At 66.5% G+C, this 7648-nt stretch carries 6 protein-coding genes; 3 read left to right on the top strand and 3 right to left on the bottom strand.

Annotated elements, in window-relative coordinates; all coding sequences use genetic code 11:
• The first annotated feature begins 14 nt into the window (after positions 1 to 14).
• Positions 15 to 1286 carry an O-antigen ligase family protein gene (locus tag QX126_RS07950; RefSeq protein ID WP_315780295.1) on the top strand — a complete coding sequence of 424 codons (1272 nt, stop codon included), beginning with the start codon at positions 15 to 17 and terminating at the stop codon, positions 1284 to 1286.
• On the opposite strand, the gene QX126_RS07955 is transcribed toward QX126_RS07950, so the two are convergent.
• A complete protein-coding gene (locus QX126_RS07955) occupies positions 1283 to 2461 on the bottom strand; it encodes a saccharopine dehydrogenase family protein (protein WP_315780297.1) in 1179 nt (392 codons plus the stop codon). The two genes, QX126_RS07950 and QX126_RS07955, sit on opposite strands and share 4 nt — an antisense overlap.
• A gap of 137 nt (positions 2462 to 2598) precedes the next feature.
• Entirely contained in the window at positions 2599 to 3384 is a 786-nt protein-coding gene (locus tag QX126_RS07960; protein ID WP_315780298.1) for a DUF169 domain-containing protein, read from the bottom strand.
• Between the two features lie 186 nt (positions 3385 to 3570).
• Here QX126_RS07960 and QX126_RS07965 point away from each other — a divergent pair, with 186 nt between their 5' ends.
• Positions 3571 to 5418: a tetratricopeptide repeat protein gene (locus tag QX126_RS07965; protein WP_315780300.1), complete on the top strand. Its 1848-nt coding sequence runs from the start codon at positions 3571 to 3573 to the stop codon at positions 5416 to 5418.
• On the opposite strand, the gene QX126_RS07970 is transcribed toward QX126_RS07965, so the two are convergent.
• The gene (locus QX126_RS07970; protein WP_315759222.1) at positions 5415 to 6203 is read right to left on the bottom strand and encodes a YdcF family protein; all 789 of its coding nucleotides are present in this window, start codon (positions 6201 to 6203) and stop codon (positions 5415 to 5417) included. The two genes, QX126_RS07965 and QX126_RS07970, sit on opposite strands and share 4 nt — an antisense overlap.
• Before the next feature lie 130 nt (positions 6204 to 6333).
• Here QX126_RS07970 and QX126_RS07975 point away from each other — a divergent pair, with 130 nt between their 5' ends.
• Positions 6334 to 7275: an acetamidase/formamidase family protein gene (locus tag QX126_RS07975; protein WP_315780301.1), complete on the top strand. Its 942-nt coding sequence runs from the start codon at positions 6334 to 6336 to the stop codon at positions 7273 to 7275.
• Positions 7276 to 7648: the final 373 nt, after the last annotated feature.

The following is a 7648-nucleotide window of genomic DNA, read 5'->3' on the forward strand; positions in this document are numbered from 1 at the left end:
AGTGTGAGTTCGCGATGGCCATGACGGCGGCAGCCGGAGAGTTCGCATCGAGGCCGATCGCCCCTCCGGGCGTCGTCGCCCTGCAGCGTGCGCTGGTCTGGATGGTCGGGGTCTCCGGCGCCATCGTGTTCATCGAACCGAGCCCCTATGAGCTCGTCACGCTCGCCTCCGCCGCGGTGTTCTTCGCGACCGGCATGAGGCTGCGCCTCGTATTCCTGCCGCTCCTGCTGTTGCTGGTCCTGGTCAATCTCGGCTACACGATCAGCGCCATACCGCTGCTCGACGATTCCAAGATCGCGACCTGGATCGCTACCTCCTGGTACATGGCCTTCACGGCGATCTTCATCGCCATGCTGACGTCGGACGACACAGAAGCGCGGCTCGACATGCTCCGCCGCGGTCTCGTGATGGGCGGCGCGATCGCAGCCCTCGCGGGCGTCGCCGGCTATTTCCATCTGGTGCCGGGTGGATACGATCTCCTCACCCTCTATGGCCGTGCGCGCGGCACCTTCAAGGACCCGAACGTGCTCGGCGCGTTCCTGATCCTGCCGGCGCTGCTCGCGCTGCAGAACGTCGTGACCGCCCGCTTCGCCGCGACCTTGCGCGCCAGCTTTGCGCTCGGCGTGATGGCGCTCGCCATCCTGCTCGCCTTCTCGCGCGCGGCCTGGGGCGGCCTCGTCCTCACCGCCGCCTTCATGCTGGCGATGATGGTGCTCACCAGCCAGACGCGGGGCGAGCGCTCCCGCATCATCTTCATGACGTTGGCGGCCGCCGTGGCCGGCATCGTCCTGATCGGCGTTCTGCTCTCCATCGATTCCATCGCCGACATGTTCAAGCAGCGGGCAAGCTTCGACCAGAGCTATGACGAGGGCCGGTTCGGACGCTTCGGACGCCACATTCTCGGCGCCGACATGGCGCTCGACCTGCCGTTCGGGATCGGGCCGCTGCAGTTCCACAACTACTTCCCCGAGGACACCCACAACTCCTATCTGAACGCCTTCATGTCGGGCGGCTGGCTGTCCGGCATCTGCTATCCCGCTCTGGTCTTCACCACCGTCATTCTCGGCTTCCGCTATCTGTTCGCGCGCGTACCCTGGCAGCGCACCTACATCGCAATCTTCGCCGCCTTCCTCGGCACGGTCGGCGAAAGCTTCATCATCGACACCGACCACTGGCGGCACTTCTTCCTGATGCTCGGCACGATGTGGGGCATGATCGCCGCCACGCGCGCCCATCAGGCCGAAGCGAACCGATCCGCAGCGATCGGTGCGCACATCACCTCTTAGTCCTCCACCGCAAACGTCAGCCCGGCATTATCCACCAGCCGCTTGATCAGGCTGTCGCGGAGCGCAGCGCCCGGCGTCCAGAACCCGCCTTTCACGCCGGCGCCGTCGCGTAGCAGGCCGACGGCGCATTCACTGATCATCTTCGAGGTCGAACCGTAGCCGGGATCGCGGTTGCCCTTCACGGATGCGCGGACCTGGCGGCCGTCGGGGGTGATCGCGACGAAGAGGAGATTGTAGTAGCCCTTCTCGCGCTCCTCCTTCGAGGGACCCTCGCCCGGCTTCGGCGCGTTGGGCCCGGTTTTCTCGGCATTTGCCGCCATCACCTTCTTGGCGTTGGCCTCGCCCTTCTCGCCCGGGCCGGTCAGCACCATCTCGTCATAGACGAAGTCCTGCCCGTAGGGAAAACCCATCAGCATGTTGGAGCGGTGGACATTGCGGGTGTTGATCAGCGCCATCATGAACGGTGCCGTCCAGGACTGCAGATCTTCCTCATAGACGGGCTTGTTGCCCGACGGCTGCTTCGGGCCCTTGAAGCCGGGCGTCAGGGCGAACGAGTCCTTGAGGATCGCTACCAGGCTCAGATCCTTGGCGACCGCATCGAAGGTCGCCTTGGCGCTCGCCGCGGTGCCGCCCGAGAGCGTGCCGCTCATGCCGCGGACGCGGCCCTTCACGCGCGACGCTGCGGCGCCGAGCACCTTCTTGGCCTGCTGCTGCACGAAATAGACGCCGAGCTCGAACGGCACGGAATCAAAGCCGCAGGAGAACACGATGCGCGCGCCGCTCTTCTCGGCGGTGGCCTGATGCTTGTCGATCATCTGCCGCATCCACACCGGCTCGCCGCACAGATCGACATAGTCGGTGCCGGTTTCGGCGCAGGCCGCGACGAGCTCGTTGCCATAAAGCTGATAGGGACCGACGGTGGTCAGCACCAGCTTCGTCTGCGCCACCATGGCCTGCAGGGATGCAGGATCTGAGGCGTCCGCCGCGATCAGCGGCGTATCGGCAGGCGCACCGATCTGGTCCCTGACAGCCGCGAGCTTGTCGAGGCTCCGGCCCGCCATCGCCCAGCGCAGCGACGTATCGCCGCGATACTGCGCGGTGAGATATTCGGCGACGAGCTTGCCCGTGAAGCCGGTGGCGCCGTAGACGACGAGGTCGAATTTGGAAGACGTCATTCTTGTTCCTTGAAGATCAGCTGCAATTGAGTCGCGCCGTCATTGCGAGGAGCACTTGCGACCAAGCAATCCGGGCTCTCTCCTCCGAAAGACTCTGGATTGTGTCGCTGCGCTTGCAATGACGGAGCATGTGGCTCTCATTTCTTCCCATACGACACGCTCATGCCGGCGCGGACGTCGTTCTGGATGCCATAGGGCGCGATCGGATAGCGCAGGCCGTTTTTGGCGAGCTGTTTCATGCCGGTGATCGCCCTGGCAAGATCGGCCGGCTTCAGCGCCATCAACATCTCCTCATCCGGCACGCCGCCATAGCGGCGCTCGGCGAAGCACGGCAGCGACAGGCTCGGCTCGCCGGTCTTCAGCGCGCGGCCCCAGGAGTCGGCGCAGGCGGTCTCGCCGACGACGCCCCATTCGAACTTCTTGTAGCCTGTATATTGCAGGCCGTTGATCAGGATGATCATCTGTCCCGGCGTCGCATAGACGAGGCAGATGTCCGGCGGATCGAGCCGGCCGCTCGAAAGCGGGCTGACCGCCATGGCCTGGTAGCGGCCGAACGGCACGACGTCGAGCGCCTCCTGCCGCTTGCGCGCATCCTCGGCCGTGCCGTGCCAGACTCCGACATAGTTCTCGCCCTTGAGCCACGTCTCGTCCTGCGGGCCGAGCCCGATCACGGCCCGGCATTGCGCGCCGACGAGATCGTCGCCGGTGATGCCGACGGTCCAGCCGAGCCGTGCGGCCATGCTGACGATCTGGTCGGTCGTGTGCACGGCGTTGGGACGGCGGATCTTCTCCACCGCCTCCATGTCGGCGACGCGGGCGAACATCTTGATGCCGATGACGGTCGTCTTCAGCCGCAGCAGGTTGTTGAGATCGGCGACCATGGCAACCAGATCCAGCCTGTCCGGCGCGCTCGGCTGTTGCATGTGGCGTTCCCCTCTGCCGCACCCATCGGATGGCGCGATCCGTGCGTTCGATGTCGGGCGCTTGTTAATGCCTTGCACCGGCCGAGGCCAGTATTTCTGCGCGACGCGCTCGCACGCCATACCACGATCCTTCTCGATGTCCCTAGAATCACTTATGAATTTTTGATCCTCGGACAGGGCCCCGCGATGAGCCAGCGCGACCGGAAAGATGGCGCGACAAGCGCGAAGGCCGGCCCCGGCGGAGCGCCGGTGCTGTCGCCGGCCGCGCTCTACGAGGCCGGGCTGCATCACCTCGGCGCCGGCCAGCTGCTCGATGCGCAGATGTGCTGCGAGCAGGCGCTGGCGGCCGACCCGAACCACGCCGACAGCCTCGCGCTGCTGGGCATCGTCGCGCTGCAGACCGGGCAGCACGACCACGCCGTGGCGTGGTTCTCGCGGGCCATCCGACAAACGCCGAAGATCGACTATCTCACCAGCCTCGGCTTCACCTTGAAGCAGATGGGCCGGCTCGACGATGCGCTCGCGGTGTTCGACAAGGCGATCCAGCTCAAGCCCGACGATGCCGAATTGTGGAAGCATATGGGCGGCGTACTGCTGGCGCTCGACCGCGGCGCCGAGGCGCTGCTGAGCTATCAGCACGCGCTGACGATCGATCCCGCCCACCGTGAGGCTGCGTTCCAGAGCGGCCTGCTGCTGCATCAGCAGCAGCGCTATGAGGAAGCCGCCCGAGCCTTCACGATATGCCTGACGCAGCGGCCGGACGACCTGCAGTCGCTGCAGATGCGCGCCCGGTGCCTCCGCGAGCTCAGACGCTACGACGCGTATCTGGCCGATTGCGAACGCGCGCATGCGCTGGCGCCGACAGAGCCGATGGTCTGCAACAATCTCGGTGATGCCTTTGTCTGTCTCGGCCGCAGCGCGGAGGCGCTGCCGTGGTTCGATCAGGCTCTGGCGTTGCGGCCGGACTTCGTCGAGGTGCTGCTCAACAAGGGTTTTGCGCTGCTGCAGCTGCTGCGTTTCGAGGATGCTGCTGCCGTCTACCGGCAGATTCTCGCGCTCGTCCCCGATCATCCCAAGGCGGCGTGGCAGCTCGCGCATATCGAGCTGCAGTGCGGCGACTTCGTCTCCGGCTGGGCCCGGCGCGAGGCCCGCTGGGCCATGCCGGATTTCTCGATCGACTATCCGCGCTTTGCCGAGTCCAAATGGCTGGGCCACGAGGACATCGCCGGCAAGACCCTCCTCATCGAGGAGGACGAGGGTTTCGGCGACACCATCCAGTTCGCCCGCTACGTGCCGATGGTCGCCGCGCGCGGCGCCAAGGTGATCCTGGTGGTGCGGGAGGCGCTGCGGCCGCTGATGGCCGGCATCGACGGCGTGACGCAATGCCTCGCCTACGCACCGGACCTGAAGCGGCCGGTCTTCGACATGCACTGCCCGGTGATGAGCCTGCCGCTGGCCTTCGGCACCACGCTCGATACCATTCCACCGCCAAGCTATCTCCCGCCACTGCCGGCCGAGCGCATCGCGGCCTGGGAGCGGCGGCTCCGAGCGCATGACCGGCTGCGGGTCGGTCTCGTCTGGTCCGGCAATCCGCATCAGGGCAACGATCGCAACCGCTCGATGCCGCTTGCGACCCTGCTGCCGCTGCTCGATCTCGGGGCGGATTTCATCAGCCTGCAAAAAGAGCTGCGGCCAGCCGACAAGGCCGTGCTGGCGCAGCAGAGCGGCATCCGCGACCTCACCGTCGAATTGACCGACTTCGTCGAGACCGCGGCGCTGATCTCCTGTCTCGACGTCGTCGTCACCGTGTGCACCAGCGTCGCGCATCTCGCCGCCACGCTGGGACGTCCGACCTGGATCATGCTGCCCCATCTCGCCGACTGGCGCTGGCTGCGCGATCGCGACGACAGCCCGTGGTATCCGAGCGCGCGGCTGTTCCGGCAGGACGCGAGCTGCCGCTACGAGCCGGTGGTCGAGCGCGTGCGCGGCGAGCTGGCGGCAAAGGCGGCGGGCTTCAGCAAGACGATTGCCTAGGCCGGTCCCGGAAACAGATCGTCGATGCGGCCGCGCAGGCGGTAGGCCACGAGCCCGACCCATTCGCGCACGGCGATGTCGGCGCGGCGCAGTCCGAGCAGCGAGATGCCGTCGAAGTCGAGCACGCGGCCGACGCGCCAGTCCACGGGATAGGGCTCGACCGGGAAGCCGGCCTTGCGGAACAGCCCCACCGAGCGCGGCATATGATAGGCCGAGGTCACCAGCAGCCAGCGCTCGCCCGGCTTCGGAGAGATCATCGCCTTGGAGAAGATCGCATTCTCGTAGGTGTTGCGCGACTGCCGCTCCAGCAACAGCCGCTCCTTCGGCACGCCGAGGCTGAGCAGGATCTCGGCGCCGACATCGGCCTCCTTGGCCTCTGTCGCGATCAGGTTGGCGCTGCCGCCGGTGAACAGGATGCGCGCATTCGGGTAGCGCCGCGCCAGCGCGGCTGCCTGGATCACCCGGTCGGCGCCCGCCACCGTCACCGGCATGCCGTACATGACCGACAGGTCGGAATCGACGGGACCGCCAAGCACGATGATGCCGTCCGGCGCGCCGCTCGCCGGGTCCCATTTCGGAAACCGGCTCTCCAGCGGATAGAGCATGAGGCTGCCGAGCGGCGTCAGGCCCACGATCGCCAGCAGCAGCATGGCAGAGACCACGAGCCTGCGGCCGAGCACGGCAAACCGGGTCAGCATGAGGATGGCGCCGAGCAGGCCCAGCGCGATCATGAAATTGGTCGGCAGTGCCAGCAGGCCGAGCGTCTTCGACAGGACAAAGAACATTGCGAGCTCCGGCGCGGGGTGAGGTGCCACGGCCGCCCTCATACACGACAGCCGCCATGCGTCGCCATCTCTCTGCGGCGGCCAGCAGATGCGCTATGCTCGGTCCCGAACCGGTACGAATGAGAGGACCATGGCCCATCACCATCTGCACGCGAGCCCCGAGACCTGCCATTGGGGCTTCTTCGAATCCCGGCTGAAGCCGGTGCTGACGATCGACAGCGGTGACGAGGTCGCGATCGATTCGATCAGCGGCGGGCCCGACGTCGTGCCCGACACCAGCAAATTCCACGTGCCGCCGGAATTGTTCGAGGTTCACGCCAAGAGCGAGCGCATGGTGCCCGGCCACATCCTGACCGGCCCGATCGCGGTCAAGGGCGCGGAGGTCGGCGACGTGCTCGAGGTCGACATCCTCGACGTCCAGCTGCGGCAGGACTGGGGCTACAATTTCATCCGGCCGCTGGCTGGCACCCTGCCCGACGATTTCCACGAGAGCCGGCTGATGAACATCCCACTCGACAAGACCAGGATGGTCGGCAAGATGCCGTGGGGGCTGGAGCTGCCGCTGGCGCCGTTCTTCGGCGTGATGGGCGTGGCGCCGCCGCCGGCCTGGGGCCGGATCACGTCGCTGATCCCGCGGGCGATGGGCGGCAATCTCGACAACAAGGAGCTTAGGCCGGGCGCCAAGCTGTATCTGCCGGTGTTCGTGCCAGGCGCGCTGTTCTCCTGCGGCGACGGCCATGGCGTGCAGGGCGACGGCGAGGTCTGCGTCACCGCGATCGAGACCGCGCTGCAGGGCCGTTTCCGTCTCACCGTGCGCAAGGATCTCAAATTCGACTATCCGCGCGCCGAGACGGCCACCCACTACATGACGATGGCGATGGACCCCGACCTCGACCAATGCGTGGTGCGGGCGCTGCGCGACATGATCGTGCTGCTGGGCGAGAAGCGCAATTTGTCGCGCGAGGACGCCTACACGCTGTGCAGCCTCGCCGCAGATCTGCGGGTGACCCAGACCGTCAATGGCTCCAAGGGCATTCATTGCATGATCGCGAAGGCCGTCGTGCACGGGTGAGAAGACAGGGCTGAGCGTCGGGCCAAACACACTGCTGTCGTCCCTGCGAACGCAGGGACCCATAACCACCGAGCCAAGTCCTGACGAGAGGTGGTTGGACTTGCGCAAGCCAACTGCTCCCTGGGGTTATGGGTCCCCGCGTTCGCGGGGACGACGCCATTGATGCCGCGCGAGGGAGCGCATCGAACGACGCGTGACGTCGCGCTGCCGCGGCAGGTCATGCCCGAGTTCTGCTGCAGCATCTCACCCTCTGAAAGGTCGGAGGGCGCAGGGAAGGCCAGGCGTCGGCTGACGCCCGCGGCCCGCCTGCGAGAAAAAATGCAGGCGGCAGGTACCACAGGTGCAGCCGAGAAACGCCCGGCCTTCCCTGCGC

This window comes from Bradyrhizobium sp. SZCCHNPS1003, assembly GCF_032381555.1.
GTDB lineage: Bacteria > Pseudomonadota > Alphaproteobacteria > Rhizobiales > Xanthobacteraceae > Bradyrhizobium.

Coding starts and splice junctions, on each gene's coding strand:
- QX126_RS07950 (WP_315780295.1), top strand. CDS start 15: ATGGCCATGACGGCGGCAGCCGGAGAGTTCGCATCGAGGCCGATCGCC.
- QX126_RS07955 (WP_315780297.1), bottom strand. CDS start 2,461: ATGACGTCTTCCAAATTCGACCTCGTCGTCTACGGCGCCACCGGCTTC.
- QX126_RS07960 (WP_315780298.1), bottom strand. CDS start 3,384: ATGCAACAGCCGAGCGCGCCGGACAGGCTGGATCTGGTTGCCATGGTC.
- QX126_RS07965 (WP_315780300.1), top strand. CDS start 3,571: ATGAGCCAGCGCGACCGGAAAGATGGCGCGACAAGCGCGAAGGCCGGC.
- QX126_RS07970 (WP_315759222.1), bottom strand. CDS start 6,203: ATGTTCTTTGTCCTGTCGAAGACGCTCGGCCTGCTGGCACTGCCGACC.
- QX126_RS07975 (WP_315780301.1), top strand. CDS start 6,334: ATGGCCCATCACCATCTGCACGCGAGCCCCGAGACCTGCCATTGGGGC.